Below are 21156 nucleotides of genomic sequence, written 5' to 3'. Positions count from 1 at the left end.
TGATTATACAACCGTTAACATGTTTACTTTAAGTAAGTTACAATTCAGCATGTAGTAATATCTTCCAAGGTTAATCTTGATAAATGTTTTGATTAGTGAGCCAATGTTAATTACTGAATTTTGGGTTTACAATTTAGGCCGTTAACTTAGCTGCCCTAAATACCAATACAAACTTCGGACAACTATTAGCTGTTGTTCTTTAAATTGGGGCCAGCAGCAATGTTTAAAGTAGGGTAATGAAAGTTATAATAGCAGAAAAGCCTTCGGTGGCACGTGAAATTGCAAAAGTGTTTGGCGCAACCACCAAGCGCGAGGGGTATATTGAAGGAAAAGGATACACATTTACCTGGGCGTTTGGACATCTGTTGCAGCTGGCCCCACCTCAGGAATACGGTTACTACGGATGGAGCGTACAAAACCTGCCCATGCTGCCAGCTAAATTTAAATTATCTATTAGAAAGGTAAAAACCAAAGATGGCATTGTTGAAGATCCGGCAGTAAAAAAACAGCTCGACATTATCAAAACCCTTTTTGACGATGCGAGTGAAATAATTGTAGCAACGGATGCCGGGAGGGAAGGTGAGCTCATTTTTAGGTACATATATTATTACTTAAAATGCAAAAAGCCTTTTAAGCGCTTGTGGATATCGTCGCAAACAGATGCCGCCATAAAGGATGGCTTCCGTAATTTAAAGCCGGGCAGCGATTACGACACTTTATTTAACTCTGCACATTGCCGGTCACAGTCAGACTGGCTGGTAGGAATGAATGCTACCCAAGCGCTAAGTATCTCCGCCGGTACTCGTTCTGTGCTATCTTTAGGTAGGGTTCAAACGCCAACACTGGCCATGATTTGTGCTCGTTTCTTAGAAAATAAAAATTTTGTGCCGCAACCATACTTCCAGGTTGCTATACAGGTGGATAAGGATGGCCAGCTATTTAGAGCAATATCAACGCAAAGTTTTAAAACCAAAGACGAGGCGCAGCTTATATTAGATAAAGTTGAGGATGTGGCAACAGGCTTTCAGCAAGGCGGCCATATTTTAAGTGTTGATGGCAAGCCAAGAAAAGAGCCGCCACCCTTATTGCACGACTTAAGTAGCTTGCAACAGGAAGCCAATAAGCGGAAAGGCTTTACGGCCGACCAGACATTGAGCATTTTGCAAAACTTATATGAAAGCAAGCTGGTGACCTATCCGCGTACAGGCAGCCGCTATATTGGCGATGATGTATTTGCTGGTGTACCAGCGTTGATCGCTAAATTTACTGATCACCCTATGTTTGGTAAACAAGCCGCTGCTTTAGGCACCGCAAAATTGAACAAGCGCAGTGTAAACGCCAAAAAAGTGACGGACCACCATGCCATATTGCCAACGGGCGAAGCCGCAGGACAAATGTCGCCTGATAAGCAGGCCATATACGATTTGGTTGTAGGCCGCATGCTTGAGGCATTTCATCAAGATTGTCTGAAAGATGTAACCAAAATTGTAGTTCAGTCAGGTTCAAAATTTTCTGCAAGTGGCACAGTAATAAAATCAGCCGGTTGGCGTGCAGTATTTAACGACCCTGACGATGAAAAGAAGGATGAAGAAAACGCATCCCTTCCTAAAGTAGTAGCAGGTGAGAATTTGCCGGTGACGAACAAAGCTATTTTAGAAAAGCAAACCAAGCCGAAACCATTATACAATGAAGCTAGCTTGCTAAAGGCACTAGAAACAGCGGGTAAAGAAATTGAGGATGAAGAGCTGCGCTATGCGATGAAAGAGAGCGGCTTAGGCACACCAGCAACGCGAGCCGCCATCATTGAAACGCTGATTACACGCGACTATATTAAACGCGAGAAAAAAAATCTGGTACCCACAGAAACCGGCCTTTCGGTATATGAGGTGGTAAAAGAACATAAAATAGCACAAGCCGAACTGACCGGCAATTGGGAAAAACGCTTAGAAGAGATCCGCTCAGGCGCATCTGTTACTGCTTTTCAAGAAGAAATCAAAAACTACACTTGCACCATTACGCAAGAATTGTTAAAAGCAGGGAAGCGACTTACAATCAATAAGCCGGATGTGGTTGCGGAAAAGTAAAATCGCCTAACCGTCAGTACCGCATTTATATGAATTGGCAGCTTGTAGCTTAGTTTTCCATAAAATAAGGCGAGATATTTGAATTGCCGAGGCAGTAGTTAAATTACTGTCTCGGCAATTAATTAATAAATAACGTTTACTCTTAAAGCCTTCAGGCCAGAAACGCCTTGTAGATCTTCCACATCCAATTCTTCCGTCGGATAGCTGAGTACGTTTTGACTTTGCAATAAAGAAATATAGCTTTTGTACTCATCTTCCTCGGCCTGACCAGAATAAACAATGGCTATGGTGCCAGGTTGTGTGATACGTTTAGTACTGCCTTTTATGTGTGCTTTGTCTATACGCTTTTTTACAACTTCATAGCGTGCGTTGTAACTGCCATCTACATCAAAACGCTTTTCATCCATCCTAAAGCAAACCGAAATGGTACCATGATACACTAATATCAAGCCGGTAATGTCAAGCGGATAGGGTAGTTCCGGCTTTAATTGCTGATGCTCCCGCATCATTTCGCATAGGGTTTGCAATTGCCATAAACGTATCTGTTGCAGTTGTTCGTCACCAAACGGTTTGTTAGGTGCAATTGAATTTCCTAAATAGATATTATGTTCAACACCGTCAGTTTTAAACCGCTCGTAGTAGTGTGGATAAATTTGTTGCGCTTCTTTTTGCCGCCTATCCATTGAAGTAGCCAACTGGCTGTTTATTAATGATACTGTTATTTCATACTTACGGCGGTAATGGTAAAACATACCCGTTTCCTTTCCTGTTTCAGAAAGATATTCGCCTAAAAATGGCATCTGAAGCTTTCTTAATTTGGGATGTATGTCATGAGATAAATAATCAGTAATATACTGCTCAGTGTTAGCTTGTATTGGGTACTCAAGAATTTCTAGAATTTCATCCAGCTTGGCTTGCTCTTCTGTAAATGCCAACTCGTCATTTTGCAAGGTAATTTGTTGAAGCAATGTTGTTAACGCTTTCAATTGCCGCTTTAAGTCTTTTTGAATACTATAATTCCTGGCTTCAGACGAGCCCTTAATATCCGCCTGTCCATATAGCGGATGTACATCTTCAAACAATACAGAATCCAGCATATAATCTTTTCCCTGTCTTTGCGCACGGATGTACTTATGTGCTTCGTCCTGAAATTTCCAGTAAACGCTGGGGTGGATGGTGGTATAGTTGGTTTGTATGACGGCCTGAACCTGATTTTGATATTCGGTTAATAATCGATCAGCAGTATCTGTTAAAAATGGCATTACCAATTCTAGCTTATGCGCATTAACACTATTAAGTTCTTTAGGGACGCTAGACACTAACTCAAATATCCCCAATAAAGTTCCTTGTTTCACTACCGGCGCTAAAATGAAACTCTGAATATTTTGCGCCATAAAACGAGTTGCTATAGGATTGTCCGGAAATTTACGTCCAAACTCAACAATATCTGAAACTGCAAAGTAATGATGCTGCTCTATTAAAGTACAATAAGAGTTATCGCATAACACATCCTTGGCTATCTTTTCATGACCGTTTAACAAGAAGCTTTGCATTGGATCACCAAAAGGCGCAACGTTAAAAGTGTATTCTTCACGATTAAAAAGGGTAAACCCAACACGAATGTTTGGACTGACGTAAATGGAGCGAAATATAGATTCAATACTTTGACGAAAACCTTTAACGTTTGAACTGAGCAACTTTTCTTTCAGTATAGATACGGCGTTTTCTATTGTTGCATCATACAACGTCATAATGGCAAAGCCTTTTAATATCCAACTGTCTTTCGGGAATTTTTCCATCCAAAGGTCAATGTTGTCATAGTTGTCCAGCAGGAGGTCAATATCATCTTGAGTAAGCGGTACCGATTTTTTGGTTGGAAAAATTTCCATAAAATCGGCGTTGTACATAATGCGGTAGTGCCTAATGGTACCTTTTGCTGTTGGAATATCGGCAAACAATGGCTTGGTGAAATCCAATTGTGTGCCGTAGTGCTCGTTTAAGATGATACAACAACTTAAAACATAAGACTGATGTTCATCAAAATCTCTGATATTAAGCTCAAAGCCGGGTCCAGCGGCCGCCAGTATATTTTTAAAGCGTTCTGTATGGTTAAATATCACACGTTGATAAGGCATGCTGATCGCCTTAATTTCATTTAGTGCCAGGTCAGCAGGAAAGAAATCGCTGAGCAGGCGATTGATGATATCTGCATTCTTATTTAATTGGTCTACATTGGTAATGCCTGATCTTAATTCAGGACTTTCATTAATTTTCTTCAACAATTCCCGCGCTTCAGCAGCTCTATCACCGGTAGACTGCTCTGCCTTTTTCTCAAGACTTTCAATTACCGGGTAAAAGGTAAGATGAATTTGAAACGGCGAGTGGATGTAATAAAGAGACTCCATGAGTGGTGTAATGGCTTTGGAATGCAAGTTTAGTGATTATACACATTTGCCGGTACATTTAAAAGTAAAAAGCACTTCTGCAATATTCTGCATGTTTTGTACGCACAAACTTTGAACTTACAGTTTTACAAAGCGCTGTTAATTCAAATATTGATTACCGGGCAGATATGGTAATTTTGCGCCGCTATGAAACAGAAAAATCAGGGCGTAGCAACGCTTCTGGCATTTGGCCTTTTACCCTTATCTGGTTTCGCAACCGATATTTATATTCCCTCGCTTCCTAATATGTCGGCAAGCTTACATACCGGCAGTATTGAGGTGCAACTCACGCTAAGCTTGTTTTTAATAAGTTATGGCGTTTCTCAGTTATTTGTTGGCAGCTTTCTGGATAGTTTTGGCCGGTACAAGCCCAGTATAATTTCGCTTATTATCTTTGCTTTATCTTGTTTGGTGGTTGCTACTACCCACAATATTTATTTGATCTACCTCATGCGCATTGTGCACGGTATTACAGTAGGCATTATCATTGTAGCTAAACGCGCGTTTTTTGTGGATGTATTTTCTGGTAATAAGCTAAAGCACTATTTAAGTTTGTTTTCCATTATCTGGTCTACAGGGCCAATCGTAGCTCCATTTATCGGCGGTTACCTTCAAAACGCTTTTGGCTGGGAATCTAATTTTTATTTTTTAGCTGCGTTAGCCGTGGTATTTATAGTATTGGAATTGATTTATAGTGGCGAAACATTGGTGCACGTTACCGAATTTCAATTAAAAAAAATTACGGCTATTTATAAGGATATGATTACAACGGCCAGCTTTAGTTTAGGTGTCGTAATGTTGGGATTATCGTATTGTATGGTAATGATCTACAACATGACCGGGCCCTTCATTATTGAACACCACTTAAATTTGTCGCCGGTTATTGCTGGCTACAGTTCGTTAGTGTTGGGCTTTGCCTGGATGGTTGGTGGGTTCATAGGTAAAGCAACTATTAACAAGCCTTTTTACAAACGTATGGCGGCAAATCTGGCTTTGCAAACTTTGTTTGTGATTTGCATGATTGTAAGTTTGCAATGGGTAAACAACTTATATTCTATGATGCTGTTTGCGTTTATCATTCACGTAGCAGCAGGTTTTACTTTTAATAATTACTTTACTTATTGCTTGGGTAAGTTTCCTAAAAACGCGGGTATAGCGGGTGGCCTAACCGGCGGTATCAATTATGTGATCGTTTCATTTTTAAGCTATGGCATTGTTAATGTATTACCGGCTAAAGACGAGCGAAATTTAAGTTACAGCTACTTGGTGCTGATTATGTTATCAGTGCTGATTATGTTTGTAATTTTTAGATTTAGAACGCAACAAAAGGCAACTGTAATTTTAGAAAAAGCTTAAATAAATTTGTGATGGAAAATTCGGAAAAGTTGAATCGTGTAATAGAGACCCGGATGAAATTGAAAGCCCGGTTCGAAGAAAAAATGAAATCAACGCCTTCCGTTGCCGACGAGTCGCCTAAAGGTAGTGGCTCCATAAATCGTCATGGAATGCCGGCTGTTCCTATAGGGCAAACGGTAACCAGCAAGTGGCCTGTATTGGATTTAGGCTATCAACCCAATATCAGCTTTGAAAGATGGCGACTAGTAATTAATGGTGCAGTAGATAATCCCGTGCGGCTTACTTGGAAGCAATTTATGGATTTACCGCAAACCAAAGACGTTTCTGATTTTCATTGCGTAACTACCTGGTCTAAATTAAATATGCATTGGAAAGGCGTGAGTATGCTTGATCTAGCCGCCTTGGTTCAACCGCATGAAAACGCCACTCATATACTATGTTATGGGTACGACACTTATACGACAAACATTTCATTAGAAGAGGCGCTTAAGCCTGACGTTTTATTGGTTCATACTTTTGAAGGCCAACCATTACCCATTGAGCACGGCGGACCTGTGCGCATGATTACACCTCAGTTGTATGCTTGGAAAGGTGCTAAATGGATCAAAAGGATTGAATTTTTGACGGAAGACAAACTTGGATTCTGGGAAGACAGGGGATATTCAAACACGGCTTATCCTTGGCGCAACGACAGATATAGTGATGAATAGCAAGTTTTAGAATAATACACGTTTTGTTAATTTTTGAAGCGCCCGTAACAAGGCGCTTTTTTGTTGCAATCTACTAGCAACGCTACCGCCTATAACCAAATATAATCATATATATAACATATAAAATACCTTATATTTTGAATTTTGAAATCATACCTAAAGGTTTCGTAAGGATATATCTGCTTAAAGCGGGGCACTTTATCTAAAACCGTGCCACTTCAAAATGTTGTAAAGTTAATATTGTCGAAACATGTGTTAAATCAGCAAAATATATGTTTGGAATTTAAAGTTGTATAACAAACTGTGTAGTGTCGGGAATGAAAGTGTTTCTTAAAAAGTACAAAATTGTGTATTTGGCGTAACTTAATTAATTCAGTTAACGTTCAAAGGAGTATTATGAAAGCAACAGGTAATATGGACATGATAATGCAGCTTCAGAAAGCCATAGTTCCTATCGCTCAAATAATAGGCAATATATTAGTTGTAATACTCTTTTATATCGTCTTTTTAATGGTTCATTCCGCTACTACAAAGAAAAATATAGCTAAGAATTATGAAAAGGTCAATATTAGCCGCTAGCTTAAAACATACAAGACTTTTCACAAGACTAACGTGTCTTTTAGGAATGCTGGGGGACAGCACCGTCTCTCATGCTTCTACTTATTACTTTTCAAGTATAGCCGGAAATGATAATTACACAAGCGTACAGGCACATAGCCCGGCTACACCTTGGAAAAGCTTAGAGAAATTAAATGCTTATTTTAAATATTTAAGTCCAGGAGATTCTGTCGTTTTTAAAAGGGGAGAGGTCTTCAACGGCGGTATCATCCCTAGCCGGTCTGGGGCTGTATTTGCGCCCATATATTTCGGTGCATATGGTTCCGGACGCTTGCCGGAAATTAACGGTCTAATTTCTCTTAAAAATTGGAAGCAAGTGAAAGCCGGTATTTATGAAAGCGCATGTGAAGCTACTGGCGAGTCCCTGATTTTAAATGGCAATCAGCAAGCTATAGGTCGCTATCCTAATAAAGGTTACCTTTCTTATGAATCTCACAACGAAAACTTTTCTATAACGGACAATCAGTTAACTGACCAGATTAACTGGATGGGGGCTGAAATAGTTATCCGTAAAAACAGGTGGATAATTGATCGTAGTGCCATTGCTGGCCATAACGGTAGTACCATTACTTATGCAGCGGGAACCAAAGCAAATCCAACAAACAATTTTGGATACTTCATACAAAACGATGCAAGAACGCTTGATCAGTTGGGCGAATGGTATTATGACCGCACCCGTAAATCGATGATGGTTTATTTTGGTTCCAAGTCTCCTTCAGCATATACTATCAGTACAAGTGTCGTTCACAACTTAGTGGATATAAACCGTTTTAACTATTTAAATTTTGAGAATATTGCCTTTGTTGGCGCTGGCAACAATGCGTTTAATATCATACAATCAAAAAACATCCAAATTAAAAACTGTAGCATTACACAAACCGGCTCAGAAGCTGTATACGCCAACTATACGCCGTTTATGGTAGTTAAAAATTGCATAATTAGTGATGCCTTAACCAACGGAATAAACTTCGACGCAGGTTGTTCCAATTCTATCATAAGTGATAATCAAATTAAAAACGTTGGCTTGATAGCCGGTATGGGTAAAAGCGGCTCTGGTACTTATGAAGCTATAACTTCATTTGGAGATAATACTAAAATTGAGAAAAACAGGATTGATAGTGTAGGTTACAACGGCATTTACTTTGGTGGTAACTCATCATGGGCCAAAAATAACTACGTAGCGTACTTTTGCCTAACCAAAGATGACGGTGCAGGTATCTACATAGGCGATTGGTCTAAAACCGTAAATAAACGAGTAGAAAGCAATATTATTTTGCATGGTATTGGTAATAGCGCTGGCGCAACTTTTACAAACTCGTTGCAGGCAGAGGGTATTTACATAGATGATAATTCGGAAAGCGTAGTAATCAACGATAACACCGTATCGCAATGTGCTAACAACGGCATTAAAATTCACAACGCTAAAGATATTGATATCTTTAACAACATAGTGTTCAACAACGGTGTGCAACTACGTTTAGAGCAAGACCATTACATGGCGTCCAGCAGTTACATTCGCAATAACAATATCAGAAATAACACATTCGTTTCGAACGGGCAGCAGTCTACGGCAAAATTTTCATCACATCAGGATGACATTAAAGCGTTTGGACAGATAGATAGCAACGTATACTGTCAATCAAAAAATGTTGCCTCCGGGAATAACATTAAAGCGTCTGTAGTTAAAAACGGAAAAGGATTTAATCAAAATTATAACTTATCCAACTGGCAGTCGGCATACGGTAAAGATCAATCTTCTACCGAAGTACCGTCAAGCAGTTCAGTTTTGTTTGAATACAATGCAAGCAACAAAGCGAAAGTTATAACGCTGAATAAGCCATACGTTGATATGCGTAATAAAATTCATCGAGATAAAATTACGATTAGCCCTTACTCGTCAGTATTGTTAGTAGCTAATACTTTAGGTCAAGCAAAAGCTACTACAATAACTTATGCCAGCAGATAATGATGTTTATTGCAGAGATGCGTTAAAAGAAAAGGCCTAACTAAATTAGTTAAGCCTTTATATAATATTTTCAATCTTTCTATACAAGAACCTTATCTAAAGACTGAGCTCTCGAAAAGGTTTTTTTAACTTTCTCTTTTAGCATCAAGCCAACAAACACGGGTCCAAAGTATAAGTAGCGTTTCCACAAACGTTTTGGCTCTTTAACTAAGCGGCCAAACCATTCTAATCCCAAATTTACATAAACGTCTCCTGGTCTTTGCACGGTACCTGCATAAAAGTCGAACACTGCACCAATAGTGCAAATAATTTTAGTATCCAATTTAGTTTTATGCTCGTAAGCCCATTTTTCCTGCTTAGGGGCAGTCATACCTACAAACACAACATCTGGTTTAAAAGCATTAACGGCTTCTACCATCTTTTGATTATCTTCAGTGCTAAAGTCTTTTTTGTATGGTGGAGAATAAGTTTCAACTTTTACATTAGGATACTCAAACGCCATGCGGCTTTTAATTTTAGCCAACGTTTCGTCTGATGCACCCAGGTAAAAACAACTACCGTTTTTGTTGTTCAAATCTGTCAATAAATACTGATGTAAGTCAGCACCGGCAATTTTCTTAATTTTTTTTCCGGTTAACAATCTCGCTGCCGCAACAACAGCTACACCGTCCGGAAGCAGAATATCAGAATGCTGAAGAGACTCTTTAAACGCTGCATCTTCGTTGGCAACACAGTATGAATATTGGTTTATTGTATTTACTAGAATTGATGATTGAGGAGCGTTACCGTTTGAACTTGTATTTAACTCATCCAAAGTATCGGTAAATAGAGGGTAATCGATAAAGCTATATGGTTGTTGATATTGTATCATTAGTCTCTCTCAATAAACAGTTTAACATTTAGTTACTTTACATTCTATATAGTCAAATAAAATAACCATTAAAATATTCTATATTATTAAATTTATTGATACGATATATTTTTTCTGAAATAATATGTGCGTAACAATGATACTTAATTAACAAAACATATGCCATTAAGAAAATACCTTATAGTTAAGTATTTTAAGTATAGTAGAATGACCTAAATTTACGTCAAATTACACCAAATTATTGCACAATTTGTGTAACATATTATTTCACACTTTACAAAGGTATCGTTTTAATTAAATAAAACAACAAAAAGTTAACGTTGACGCTTAATAACGAGTGAACGTACTGATATTGAACGGTATAAAATGCAAAAACTACTATTTGCTCTTAAAATTTTTGCCGTAAAGTTCAATGTGTCTTTTCAGATCTTCTTTTGAGTTAAAGCGATCTTTTACTTTCCTGGCGGGAACACCAGCATAAATGGAATAAGGCTCTACATCTTTAGTAACAACTGAGCCTGCAGCAATGATGCTGCCCGTCTGTATAGTGACGCCGCTCATGATAGTAGTATTATAGCCTACCCATACATCATCTTCAATAATGGTCAAGCTATCTACGCCTAACCAGTTGTAGTCAGCGTCGCGTATTTGAGAAGCCAAGCGTATAGGCATTCCAATTTGTTGATAATGGTGATCATAGCGGCCAACTAACGCCACCCGATTAGCCCAAATTACATTATCGCCTATAACTACGTCGCTTTCTATAAAGGAATCCCGGCCGATGTAAAAGTTTTTGCCGATCACCACCTTTTGCCTTGCCCAAATGCGTACTCTGATACCGCTATGAAAGCCCGAACCTATTTGATATTTTCGATAGGTTATCCGGCGCAAATATTCATTCCTTAGTTTTTTTAGCCAGCTGGTGATTCCCATTATAGTAGCATTATTGCGTTTAGTGTTTCGGCCAATTCTAGGCAAACGTGTTGTTTACTAAACTCTTTGCCTTTTTGCAGGTTATTTCGGCTCATATTATGCGCTAATACATCCGACTGCAATAAGGTGAGCATAGCAACTGCGATACTATCCGGGTTTTGTGGTTTCACCCAAAGACAATTGTCAGGATCAGATAAATAATCTGTGGCCGCGCGTGTTGGGGTGGTGATGATAGGTAATCCGGCGGATACCGAGTTAAATAGTGACATAGGAAAACCTTCCGGAAAATAGGTAGGGAACACCAGTACATCACTATTGGCATAAAAATCAACCACATCCTTCTCTGGAATAAATCCGGTAAAAATCACATCATCGTTGATGCCAAGCTGTACACAAAGCTGTTTAAGAGATTCTTCTTCAGCACCCCAACCGACAATAACTAACTTTGCTTTTGCAGTCGACCTTATTTGGGCGAAAGCATTTACTACATCATAAATACCTTTTTCTTTAATCAATCTGCCAACATAAAGCAGCACCTTATCATCTACCGGAATATTAAGTTTACTTTTAAACTGGATGTCCTTTTTGAAATGGTTAACACGTACAACGTTTTTGGTTACAAAAACTTTTTGTGGTGATAAATGACCAGCGTCTACCACCTTGTTTTTTTCTTCTGAGGATAGAAATAGCCAGCCGGTTACGTTCTTTTTTAAATATGGAATTATAACGCTGTGTGTGATGAAACCAGAGCGGTCTAACACTTCCAGGTCAGACCCATGGGATTTTATTACAAATCTTACTTTTTTTCGATACAAAGCTTTAACGACACGAATAGTGATGTAGTCGCGTAAACCTGCCAGTGCTTCCAGTCTCGAGTTAAAATAGATAATATCGGGTTTGAATTTTTTGGCTATGCTAACTAATTGCAGAGCATTTTGAAAGATCACTTTTAGTCGTCCGGCTTTAGAAGTGATACCTTCTTTTGCTGCATAGGGAAAACCTTCACATTCATAGCCTAGTTCTTGCAAACCTTCTAACTCATCTAAAGCTATTTCTACATGATGGCGGGTGGGTATGCTAAATAATACTTTGGGCTTGCTCATTTAAATCTTTCAATGTGTCAGTAATATCTTTTCTGGGTCTGGCTACACCAGGGTTTCCTGTAACTACACTATAAGCGGGTACATCCTTTACCACAACAGCGCCTGAGCCAATTTTTGTGTGACTGCCGATGATAATGTTGCCAATGATACAAACATTGCTGCCAACATCTACGTAGTTGCCCAATACCGGCGAACTGCTAAAGCCGTCACCGGGTAATTGCTTATTACCTATAGTAGTGCTTTGCCGCAGCGTACAATTTTCGCCTATCACAACTTCGTTGGTCATCACCAGCGCCTGCCCGTGGTAAAGGTGAAAATTGCGGCCAATCTTTGTATTCCAAGGTATCTCAATGCTAAAAAACCACTCAACCAAAATACGGTATATCAAAAGATATGGAAACCCAATATAATAATATATCCGGCGGGTGGAGCAAAAATTAGCTATGCGAAATAACAGCAATATAATTCTACCTTTAATATTGCCCTTATTGGCCCGCCAGTCTTGAAATATAAATTCAAAAAAGTTCATGTTACAAATAATTGTCAACCAGCAACATACTTGCCGAATGGTAGCTTATTCAATAAATACACAATTGCACACGTAACCCCAAGGCAAAGCATTGTACAAGCAGGTATACCTATAAGTGGCGTGATAAAACTGTAATCTATTCTGAAAAAAGACATGATGTTAAGTACCAACAAATGCCCCAAATAAATGCCGTAACCATAACGACTAATGACGTCTCGAAGTTTTGTGTATAGAGAATTACCACTGTACGAAGTGTAACCTTTTATTAGGATAAATGCACCGGCACTTGTAAGTATCACATTAAAAGTTAAATACTCATAAAAGGTATGTAAAAAATGTCCGTTGCTTTTGGTTATAAAAAAAGTTCCAGCCAGTGTGATTACGTAACCAGCTATGAGCATCAGCGCGGCTACAGCCCGCACTTTCGATGTTATTGCAAGTCTGTCGGATAGATAGTAACCCAGAATTAGATAACCCATGTATCCACTAAAATATCTTAAATCCAACGGCGAATCTAATTTCACCAACTGTTGCTGTGTAACTATTGTTACCATAAGCCATATTCCCAAAAAGAAAAGTATTGCTTTATTGCTGGCCTGCGTTACCCAAGGTTTAACAATGGGTATAAATAGATAAATGCCAACAATCATATAAATGTACCACAAGTGTGGTGCGGCGCCCTGTACAATTTGTGCAAACACCCAAGACGGTAGGTAATGAAATACACCAAACCCATGATCTCGGATATTTAAAGCCAGGTTGTAACCTATGTATATCAAGCTCCAAAAAACAAAAGGCAATAAAATGCGGGTTAGTCGCTTTTTTAAAAAAGCAGTAAAACCAATTTGCTGAGGCAAAAGCAAGCCGCCGGTAATCATAACAAATAACGGCACACAAAAGCGGAACAATGAATCAAATGCGTTACCGATCCACCAGGCTGTATTGTCAGCACCGTTAGGATGGTACATGGTAAAAACAGGTGGGGTAGAAACGTGTACGGCTATCACTGCAATTGTGGCAATTACCCGGATGTTATCTATCCAACCTGTTCTGCTGATTGTTTCTTTCATTAAACGTTTTGTAATGATCAGTCAGTTATATATTCATCTAAAACAGAACGCAAGCTTACTTGCCAATTATGGTGACTATTGTCTAGCACAATATTATCCTGCATCTGCTTATAAAAATCGTTTTTAAGGGCAAGCTTAATCTTCTCTGCTAAAGCCAGCGGGTTGTTAGGTGGTACTAGCAGGCCATTGTACGCGTCCTTTACAAATTCAGGAAAAGAGCCAACATTACTGGCTATAACAGGTGTATTTAAGGCAAATGTAGTCATTAATACACCGCTTTGCGTAGCGTCTAAGTAAGGGCATACCACAAATTTTGCTGAGCTAATTAACGCCATTAACTCTTTGTTTGGAATGTATCTGTTATGAATGATGATATTGTTAGGATACTTCCCAAGTACGCTATCATCAAACGTATAGCCATTAACCGATTTGCCAGCCACTACCAGTACTTCGTTAGGGTAGCTTTTTAATACCGTTTGCATTGCCGCGAGCAACACATCAACGCCCTTATAGGGCGATAGGCGCCCAAAAAACAAGATGTGCTTTTTCTCTTGAACATTAGGTTCAACTAACGACTGGTAGGCATAAAACGGTTGCATATGAACCAACAACTTTAGCTCCTTAACTTTTTTGTAATGATTAATGAACAAATTACGGGCAAACTCTGAGTAAAATAGAAAACGCTTCTTGAATGGTAGATAAAAAAACAAAAAATTCGGCAAGCTGATCTTCCAGCTTTGTTCGCCCGAATGGGGGACAGGGTCATGAATGGTCATGAACACTTTTTTAAACTTAAACAAAAAAGGCATCATGCCTATTGTTCTTAATGTGTAACCTTCAAAATGCAGAATTTCCGGCTTAAAGCTTTTTATATAATTCCAAACCGCCAATGATGCATTGATGGTAGAAAATGAAAAGCCTGTTGGATGTTTATGTGCTACAAAATGAACGCTTGCCACGCCAGCAAGATATGGCTTTACATACTCGTAGCTGTCAGTTGTCAACAAATCGCAAGGTTGTATCAAATACTGGTCCGAAGGTAAACTCTTAACATCAGCAACCGTCATGTTTTTAGATGAAGATGTGATTTCAATAAATACATGGAGATTTACCTGCGTCTTTAACACATTGATTACTTCAAGCGATATATCTAAAAAGTAAGTTGATGTATAGTAAACAACTGTCATGCTTCAATATTGAAAGTAAGCTTTTCATCAGGCGAAACTAAATATCAGGCGGTTCTGTTAATATATAGTTCCGATGGTGTCAACACAGATCTATTTAACCAGAATTGATTTATGATGCTATGTGAAAAATGAAATTATGCTTTTACTCGCTTTGTATAACTGTTTTATAATTATTTATAGTGCCGATTTTCTTTTTTTTTAAAAGGAAAAGTGATACAGCGAGAGTTGCTATTATTATTGTAAACGATATAAAAAAGCCATATGGATTTACATACACTGTAAAGTGCTGGCAAGACCATATTGTTGCAACTAATACTAAGTAAAATGCCAGGCAATGGCTTATTGTCATTAATCGTTTGCGTATTAATAGTATATCCTGCAAAACGTGAAATACAATAAACGACGCGAATACCGAATAATTAATTACTGAAAGGTCTTTTACAAAATATAACCCTGCAAAACAACCGGCTATATTCACAAACAAGCTCACCACATTACACCACATGTCGGTTCTTTCTGAACGTATAGCTACAATTAAATTTGCTTGTAATAATACAGTGGGCAATAACAGAAATGCTAAAAACATTTGCTGCAAACAAGAAATGGCACCCGGATAACCATTTCCAAAAACTAATGGAACAAACAAGCCAGAAAACGTATAAACAAATGCATAAGATAATACTGCAAAAATGGTGTATAGTAAGAAAAGGTTATCGAATAGCTTCCTTAATCCAGTTATGTTTTTTTCATTATAGTGTTTTATGAATTGCGGATATATGGTTGCAGAGGCTACAATTGGCAGAATCTGGAACACTGAAAAAATTCGAAACGCAATTTCATAATCAGCCACATTAGTCAATGTCAACACTTTAGAAATAATGATGTTGCCAATTTTCCAATAGATAATTGATATGCTACCAATTACAATGAACTGCCAGTTTTTTATAACCAGTGCTTTTAAGTCGTTATAAGACATTTGCGCCTGCCAAAGCAGCTTCAGACTAATACTGTTAGAAGAACCGAGTTTAACAAATAGGCTTAGCGTAAATATTCTAACAACAATCATCAGGGCCGATAACACTATTACCGAGAAAGGCGAAATAAATAAAAGGCAACCAACCAGTAATTTCAAAAAGCCATCTATCACTAATATAGTAGCCGTTTTACGCTGCTCATTCTCAGCAATATTCAAAGTCCTGATTGCATTGATAAAATTATCGAATATAATATTCGTTCCCAGTATGAAGCAAAGGGTTCTGATTTGTGTATCTTGATAAATGATAAAGGCTAGTACCAGATTTACAAAGTAAAAGAGCAGGCCTAAACCGAGTTGCGTTTTTAGAAACTTGCTGGTAAATGAAACTTTGTCGTCTTCTAACAGGTACTGGCGAATAAACCACTGCCCCAAACCCATAGACGAAAATGCCGCGATAATTTGATAAACGGTGGTTGATATCATGAAGCGGGCAAATTCGCCGGAAGGATATTTGCGGGCAACGATAGCAAAAAAAGCCGACACGAATAATATCTGCAAAATATTGGCTACAAGTCCCCATGCACTGTTTTTAACCAGCGTTGACTGTAGGTATTTAGACTTGCTGGTTCTCGGCCACTTCATAATAGTAAGCTTTAGCAGGATAAGAAACAATTAAAACAATCATGCTGGTTACCATAATAAGCAACCGGTAATCATAGATGGAATATACGGTGTTAAAGGCAACTATCCAGCTAATTAAAGATGCCATGAAAAATGCAATTCGGTTATCTACAAACCCTTTTATATATTGAATAAATCCTTTAGCAAGCGGCACAAGCAGGTAAAGCATAAATATAAAAAAGCCAATAAAGCCTAATTCAACCATAATTTTCAAATAGCCGTTTTCTGGCTGGTCAAAATAAACCAGTTGGCCGTCTTCAATTTCTAAGTATTGATCCTGTGCATGCCGGGTTACGTAACTTTGATAATTACCGGATCCAATACCTAGGTAAGGATGTTTTTGTGAAATCTCAAACGCCTTTTTCCAGATTGACTGGCGGAATAAAAAGTCCTCAGAAAGATTTTCTGTCCGATCGAATACACCGGTATGGATAGCCACACCTGTAAAAATTAAGTAAGCCGCAACCAAAGCTACTGCACCATATATCCTGTATTTGCGGGCTGCCAGAAAGAATGAGATCATTACACCAATGGCGAAGCCGCCGAATGCAGAACGACTGCCCGCCAAGTTGATAGCCAAAATTGACAAGGCAAATACTGTATAATTAAAGATGTATGTTTTTCGTGAGGCACCGTCTTCAATATATAAGAATAAGAAGCTACCCATTGCCAAATATTGCCCACTTGCTTGAGAGTCATAAAACACTCCAGGATATCTGACGATATGGTAAATCGGATCTATAGTATTGGGGTGAAGACCAGGATAAAAGGTAAACTTCAATCCTACAATCCATTGAACAAGTAAAAAGCTAAGTGCCGTTAAGTAACTTACCTTTAGTGCTTGTATTGCTTTTGGCAAAAAATCTTCGTCCTTGTAAATCTCTGTCAAAAAAAATCTTGCAAAAATAAAAATAGGCAAGAATTTGACCAGCTTTAAATAAGTCTTTTCCGGAAATTCTGAAGCTAAGCCGCCTAACAAGAAAATTACCACCATGGTAAAAAACAGTAAGAAATAAAAGTTATTTCTGCCGCTTAGGTCAATAGTAATAAATTCTTTCAGAAGAAAAATTAAACAGTAAAAGCTAATGACATCAAATGTTTTGAACCCACCTAATGCCTCAGGCGTTACTTTCAAGTCCATTAAAGGCAATAGGGTAAGTACAAATAACAGGCAGGATTGCACACTGTTACCCCTGTAAAATACATTAATTACAAACAGGAGCAGGGTGATAACAGGTAAAATAAAGATCATTCTATCCAGCATTTTTTAGCATAGGTAGTGTTTATAAAAAAGCGAACTGACGTTGGTTGTCTGTAAGGAACAATTTTTAAGCAGGTTTAAAACCTGCTTAAAAATTGTTTAAATGCCGTTCTGGCTGAAGTCTTGTTTTTCTCGGTATTGTAATAGCTATTATCATAATTGTACCCATAGCCATACTTTTTCTTTTTGATACCGTTGAACACAACATTCATGTTCGGAAGCTTTTCAGCTTCATGTACATCTTTGATGAATACTAATTCATCTTTGCCGGTATAACCTTGGCGTACAATGTATAAAGAAACGTCGGTGAGCCTTGAAATAATCATGGCATCAGTAACCAAGTGCAGAGGAGGGGTGTCTATCACCACGTCATCATAACGTTCTTTCAAATCGGCAATCATTTCAACTAAACGGTCTTTTTCCAACAATTCCGATGGGTCTTCAGGAATCTGGCCACAGCCAATGATATCTAAATTCTCGACCTTACCTGATGGCTGTATAATGCTATCAGTAGTGATATTGTACGACAAAAACTCGCTGATACCGGGATGGTTTGTAGGTAATTCAAACACCGTAGATACACGTGGTTTACGCAAATCCATTTCCAGCAATACCGTTTTACGTCCGGATGCAGCTAACGAAGCCGCCAAATTGGTGCTAACAAAACTCTTACCTTCTTTTGATATGCTTGAAGTAAGTAAGGTAACTCTGCCTTTGCCTTCCAGGTTAATATGATGGTCGTTAACACCGGCAGACACATAGCCCTTTTCTAAATTAAGCTGCATGCCGGCAGGTTTCATTTTACTAAGTTGATGCAGATAATTTAGATTGGTACGTAATGTTCTAAACTGTTCGCCAATTAAATGGTGGCGGTTGTTTACCACAATAGCACTGCGGTCAACTTCTTCATAAGATAATTCACCTAAAATAGGTACAGATAAAGCGGTTTCAATATCGCGTCTACTTGTAATCTTATTATTAAATGAATTTCTAAAATAGATAATAAAGAATGGTATACCCAAACCAGCCAACAGGGCGATAACTGCTACTAATGACTTTCTTGGCCACTTAATATCACCAACGTTAGCCTGGTCTACAATACGAGCGTCAGAAAAACTTGAAGCATAGCTTAATGCCAACTCCTCACGCTTTTGCAACAGGTAGACGTACAAGTTTTCTTTAATACTTTGTTGACGTTTCATATCAACAAACTGACGTTCCTGAACCGGGATGTCGCGAATAGAAGATTCGTATTTGTTATTAAATGATTGTAGCTGAGACTTTGAATTCAACAACGACGATTTAATACCGCGAATAGCTTCTTTAATAGCAGATTTAGTTAATACTATTTGTTTGTTAATAGGTTCAAACATGGGGTTGCCTTCTGGCGTAGAAGCCAACAATGCACTACGCTTTAACTGCAGTTCAGACAACTTTTCAACTAGACTGTTTAACGTAGGATCTGTTATACCAATAGTAGCCGGCGCGGTGCCATTAGACGATGAATTAACATAACGTTCAATGCCGTCTATTACGTTTAGTTGTACGTTGACTTCATTTAACTTATTATCATTCGTCTGAACACTTTCCAGATATACTTTTGATTGTGAATTGATATCGGTTAAACCCTGACTGCTACGATAGCCTTCAACTTTTTTCTCAGCATGATTAAGTTCGCCGCTTAATGATGCTAAACGGTTGTCAATAAAGTCTATAGTGCTTTTTGTGGTACGCTTTTGTTCGGCGTAAGCTGCATCGTTGTAAGCTTTTATTAAGCTATTCAAAAAGTCCTGACCACGTTTTGGCACTTCGTCGTTTACGAACAAACCGATAGTCGGCGCAGTTTTATCCAACAAATGTGCATCCAGCCCTTTCAGGTAAGCATTGCTCACATCTAACTGATCATCTACCTGTACAGTTATAGTGGACCCTATGTATTGGTCAATATAGCTGGTTGGTTTTAACATCCATAAACCTAAGCTGTTACGTGTGCTAGAGTTGAAAGATATAGTTTGCTGCTTACCGTTCATGCTTTCGATAAGATAGGTGCTCTTATCTTTAATGGTTACTTTAAACTCTTTGTCACGAATATCAGCACCTTTCTGCAGCAAAATAAATTTGAAAGGTGTGGTTTCGTATAAATCTACCGTTTTAAAATCCTCGTTGGTTTTATAATTGGTCCACAATTGTAAATCATTAACAACCTGGCTTATCAGCTTTTTGGATCTTAAAATTTCAATTTCAGCCTCAGCGTTTTTAGGAGAGCTGGATTGCTCCAGCTCCGGTAATGCAGCCTTTTCCTGAGGTGCTTTCTTTTCGTCTTTAACCAAAATTGTCGCACTGATTTCGTAAACCGGATTAACCACACGCATATAGGCATATGCCCCAACAGCAGCTATAATTAATCCAAGTATAAACAAAGGCCAGTGATACAAGTATTTGGATAATACTGTACGCAAATCAGCGAATTGATTATTATCGGCTGTTTTACTAACAGCCGTTGGCCGTACGTTCATATTTCTTAGTTAGTGAATAGTGAGATACTAATTGCAAGCAACGATAGTGCCGAAATAATTAAGCTAGCTTTTTGGTAGCCAGTGTTGATAGTGCTCAATTTTTCTTTGCTAGGCTGTACAAAAATCAAATCGTTGCTTCTAAGATAGAAATACGGAGATTCGAATATTTTTTTAGAAGTTAAATCAATTGGAATATAAGTTCTTTTACCTTCAATTTCTCTTACTAAAATAATATCGTCACGTTTAGCAGTAATATTTAAATCACCAGCTAAGCTTAAAGCTTCAGTAACGGTCAATCTTTCGCTTTCACTGTGGTAAATGTTTGGACGCATTACATCACCTAATACCGCAACTTTAAAATTCACCACGCGTACAGAAACTGTTGGACGGTTTAAGTAGGCAGTTAATTGTTGTTGTAACTGTGCCGATACTTGATCGGTTGTTAAACCGGCTACTTTAACGATGCCAACCAATGGCAGGTTAACTTCACCTTTTTTGTCAACTACATATCCATAAACCGGATTATCAGAAGTGGTACCGGCGTTAGGTACGTTATTATTGAAAACAGCAGCAGCTTCTGGATTAACGCTATTTACGCTGATAGAAATTCGATCTTCAGGCTGTATGGTCAGCATATTATAGTTACTGATGTTTTCTGAAGTTATTTGTTGACGACTTAAATCTTGAAAGTAAGGTATTTTATCGTATGAAGCACATGACGAAAGCAAGCTTACAGCTGCAAAAAACATGAACAGTAAGGTAGTACTTTTTGTAAAACGTTTTGTAGGAATAGATTTCATAGATAGTGGATTTATTAAATTGTTATAGTAATATTTATCATTCATCATGAT

Annotated in this window: 16 protein-coding genes; 5 read left to right on the top strand and 11 right to left on the bottom strand. The window is 38.2% G+C overall.

Annotated elements, in window-relative coordinates:
* The first annotated feature begins 236 nt into the window (after nt 1-236).
* Nucleotides 237-2084, top strand: a complete 1848-nt coding sequence (locus GPM24_RS18445; protein WP_158828575.1) for a DNA topoisomerase 3 — start codon at nt 237-239, stop codon at nt 2082-2084.
* 122 nt (nt 2085-2206) lie between these two features.
* On the opposite strand, the gene GPM24_RS18440 is transcribed toward GPM24_RS18445, so the two are convergent.
* Entirely contained in the window at nt 2207-4489 is a 2283-nt protein-coding gene (locus GPM24_RS18440; protein ID WP_158828574.1) for a GAF domain-containing protein, read from the bottom strand.
* Nucleotides 4490-4675: 186 nt separating this feature from the next.
* On the opposite strand from GPM24_RS18440, the gene GPM24_RS18435 reads away from it, so the two are divergent.
* From GPM24_RS18435 to GPM24_RS18420, 4 genes are all read left to right on the top strand, one after another.
* On the top strand, nt 4676-5884 hold the full coding sequence (locus tag GPM24_RS18435) for an MFS transporter (protein WP_158828573.1): 1209 nt from the start codon (nt 4676-4678) through the stop codon (nt 5882-5884).
* Between the two features lie 11 nt (nt 5885-5895).
* Complete coding sequence (locus tag GPM24_RS18430; protein ID WP_158828572.1) at nt 5896-6594, top strand: sulfite oxidase-like oxidoreductase; 699 nt, start codon at nt 5896-5898, stop codon at nt 6592-6594.
* Between the two features lie 396 nt (nt 6595-6990).
* A complete protein-coding gene (locus GPM24_RS18425) occupies nt 6991-7173 on the top strand; it encodes a hypothetical protein (RefSeq protein WP_158828571.1) in 183 nt (60 codons plus the stop codon).
* A 46-nt stretch (nt 7174-7219) separates the two neighbouring features.
* Complete coding sequence (locus GPM24_RS18420) at nt 7220-9178, top strand: right-handed parallel beta-helix repeat-containing protein (RefSeq protein ID WP_158828570.1); 1959 nt, start codon at nt 7220-7222, stop codon at nt 9176-9178.
* Nucleotides 9179-9257: 79 nt separating this feature from the next.
* Here GPM24_RS18420 and GPM24_RS18415 read toward each other — a convergent pair whose 3' ends face one another.
* The 10 genes from GPM24_RS18415 to GPM24_RS18370 all read right to left on the bottom strand — a co-directional run bounded on the left by GPM24_RS18415 (nt 9258) and on the right by GPM24_RS18370 (nt 21153).
* Entirely contained in the window at nt 9258-10049 is a 792-nt protein-coding gene (locus GPM24_RS18415) for a WecB/TagA/CpsF family glycosyltransferase (RefSeq protein ID WP_158828569.1), read from the bottom strand.
* Nucleotides 10050-10427: 378 nt separating this feature from the next.
* On the bottom strand, nt 10428-10982 hold the full coding sequence (locus GPM24_RS18410) for an acyltransferase (protein ID WP_158828568.1): 555 nt from the start codon (nt 10980-10982) through the stop codon (nt 10428-10430).
* Nucleotides 10982-12085: a glycosyltransferase family 4 protein gene (locus tag GPM24_RS18405; RefSeq protein WP_158828567.1), complete on the bottom strand. Its 1104-nt coding sequence runs from the start codon at nt 12083-12085 to the stop codon at nt 10982-10984. Before GPM24_RS18405 ends, GPM24_RS18410 begins: the two co-directional genes overlap by 1 nt.
* Complete coding sequence (locus GPM24_RS18400) at nt 12060-12614, bottom strand: serine acetyltransferase (protein ID WP_158828566.1); 555 nt, start codon at nt 12612-12614, stop codon at nt 12060-12062. Before GPM24_RS18400 ends, GPM24_RS18405 begins: the two co-directional genes overlap by 26 nt.
* Before the next feature lie 14 nt (nt 12615-12628).
* Nucleotides 12629-13684, bottom strand: a complete 1056-nt coding sequence (locus GPM24_RS18395; protein WP_158828565.1) for an acyltransferase — start codon at nt 13682-13684, stop codon at nt 12629-12631.
* Between the two features lie 17 nt (nt 13685-13701).
* Nucleotides 13702-14871, bottom strand: coding sequence for a glycosyltransferase family 4 protein (locus tag GPM24_RS18390; protein WP_158828564.1), 1170 nt, complete (start codon nt 14869-14871; stop codon nt 13702-13704).
* A gap of 142 nt (nt 14872-15013) precedes the next feature.
* A complete protein-coding gene (locus tag GPM24_RS18385) occupies nt 15014-16489 on the bottom strand; it encodes an MATE family efflux transporter (RefSeq protein WP_158828563.1) in 1476 nt (491 codons plus the stop codon).
* A complete protein-coding gene (locus GPM24_RS18380; RefSeq protein ID WP_158828562.1) occupies nt 16461-17780 on the bottom strand; it encodes an O-antigen ligase family protein in 1320 nt (439 codons plus the stop codon). Before GPM24_RS18380 ends, GPM24_RS18385 begins: the two co-directional genes overlap by 29 nt.
* A gap of 86 nt (nt 17781-17866) precedes the next feature.
* Nucleotides 17867-20305, bottom strand: coding sequence for a GumC family protein (locus GPM24_RS18375; RefSeq protein ID WP_158828561.1), 2439 nt, complete (start codon nt 20303-20305; stop codon nt 17867-17869).
* Between the two features lie 5 nt (nt 20306-20310).
* Complete coding sequence (locus tag GPM24_RS18370; protein WP_233268894.1) at nt 20311-21153, bottom strand: polysaccharide biosynthesis/export family protein; 843 nt, start codon at nt 21151-21153, stop codon at nt 20311-20313.
* Between the last annotated feature and the right edge of the window lie 3 nt (nt 21154-21156).

Source organism: Mucilaginibacter lacusdianchii (assembly GCF_009770985.1).
Classification (GTDB): domain Bacteria; phylum Bacteroidota; class Bacteroidia; order Sphingobacteriales; family Sphingobacteriaceae; genus Mucilaginibacter; species Mucilaginibacter lacusdianchii.
Note: the sequence above shows the minus strand (reverse complement) of the source record. Positions and strands in the feature narration are given on the sequence as shown.

What these genes read in the sequence shown, in the direction of transcription:
- GPM24_RS18445 (WP_158828575.1), top strand. Translation starts at nt 237, where the DNA reads ATGAAAGTTATAATAGCAGAAAAGCCTTCGGTGGCACGTGAAATTGCA.
- GPM24_RS18440 (WP_158828574.1), bottom strand. Translation starts at nt 4,489, where the DNA reads ATGGAGTCTCTTTATTACATCCACTCGCCGTTTCAAATTCATCTTACC.
- GPM24_RS18435 (WP_158828573.1), top strand. Translation starts at nt 4,676, where the DNA reads ATGAAACAGAAAAATCAGGGCGTAGCAACGCTTCTGGCATTTGGCCTT.
- GPM24_RS18430 (WP_158828572.1), top strand. Translation starts at nt 5,896, where the DNA reads ATGGAAAATTCGGAAAAGTTGAATCGTGTAATAGAGACCCGGATGAAA.
- GPM24_RS18425 (WP_158828571.1), top strand. Translation starts at nt 6,991, where the DNA reads ATGAAAGCAACAGGTAATATGGACATGATAATGCAGCTTCAGAAAGCC.
- GPM24_RS18420 (WP_158828570.1), top strand. Translation starts at nt 7,220, where the DNA reads ATGCTGGGGGACAGCACCGTCTCTCATGCTTCTACTTATTACTTTTCA.
- GPM24_RS18415 (WP_158828569.1), bottom strand. Translation starts at nt 10,049, where the DNA reads ATGATACAATATCAACAACCATATAGCTTTATCGATTACCCTCTATTT.
- GPM24_RS18410 (WP_158828568.1), bottom strand. Translation starts at nt 10,982, where the DNA reads ATGGGAATCACCAGCTGGCTAAAAAAACTAAGGAATGAATATTTGCGC.
- GPM24_RS18405 (WP_158828567.1), bottom strand. Translation starts at nt 12,085, where the DNA reads ATGAGCAAGCCCAAAGTATTATTTAGCATACCCACCCGCCATCATGTA.
- GPM24_RS18400 (WP_158828566.1), bottom strand. Translation starts at nt 12,614, where the DNA reads ATGAACTTTTTTGAATTTATATTTCAAGACTGGCGGGCCAATAAGGGC.
- GPM24_RS18395 (WP_158828565.1), bottom strand. Translation starts at nt 13,684, where the DNA reads ATGAAAGAAACAATCAGCAGAACAGGTTGGATAGATAACATCCGGGTA.
- GPM24_RS18390 (WP_158828564.1), bottom strand. Translation starts at nt 14,871, where the DNA reads ATGACAGTTGTTTACTATACATCAACTTACTTTTTAGATATATCGCTT.
- GPM24_RS18385 (WP_158828563.1), bottom strand. Translation starts at nt 16,489, where the DNA reads ATGAAGTGGCCGAGAACCAGCAAGTCTAAATACCTACAGTCAACGCTG.
- GPM24_RS18380 (WP_158828562.1), bottom strand. Translation starts at nt 17,780, where the DNA reads ATGATCTTTATTTTACCTGTTATCACCCTGCTCCTGTTTGTAATTAAT.
- GPM24_RS18375 (WP_158828561.1), bottom strand. Translation starts at nt 20,305, where the DNA reads ATGAACGTACGGCCAACGGCTGTTAGTAAAACAGCCGATAATAATCAA.
- GPM24_RS18370 (WP_233268894.1), bottom strand. Translation starts at nt 21,153, where the DNA reads ATGATGAATGATAAATATTACTATAACAATTTAATAAATCCACTATCT.